Origin of the sequence: Nonomuraea diastatica (assembly GCF_004349015.1) — a bacterium.
Lineage (GTDB): Bacteria > Actinomycetota > Actinomycetes > Streptosporangiales > Streptosporangiaceae > Nonomuraea > Nonomuraea diastatica.
Genome location: NZ_SMKP01000483.1, coordinates 1 through 344, shown reverse-complemented (window position 1 = coordinate 344; position 344 = coordinate 1). Strand labels below are relative to the sequence as shown.

The window sequence follows — 344 nt, the reverse complement described above, 5'->3', positions numbered from 1 at the left end:
TGATGGGGTTATCGGCAAAGTCGTGTCACTAGGGCTTTCCGCCGCTTCCACCAGGCCAGACCGCGCTGACCTGCGGGTTCAGGCCCGAACATGCCCTGGATCATGAATTAGCTGCGGAACGCGGGTGTCGAGGTAGGACCGGACGGTCAGCCAGTGCGCGGCGCCATCTTCGGATTGATGGCAGCCGGAGATCTTCACCTGGGTCTTGACCGGGCGTAGCGCGCGCTCGCCCATGTTGTTCGTGAACGGCACCCAGCCGGGGAAGTCGGCGAAGCGCAGCACGTCAGCGGCCCGGTCCTGCAGGCGTTGGAGCAGGTTGCGGGCCGGGGACTGTTTCCGTCCTG

Annotated in this window: 1 protein-coding gene; it reads right to left on the bottom strand. The window is 65.4% G+C overall.

Features of this window, described 5'->3' with window-relative positions:
• Positions 1-78 precede the first annotated feature (78 nt).
• Positions 79-344 (bottom strand): IS66 family transposase (locus E1294_RS52270; protein ID WP_165978014.1); only part of this gene is annotated, 266 nt, incomplete at its 5' end.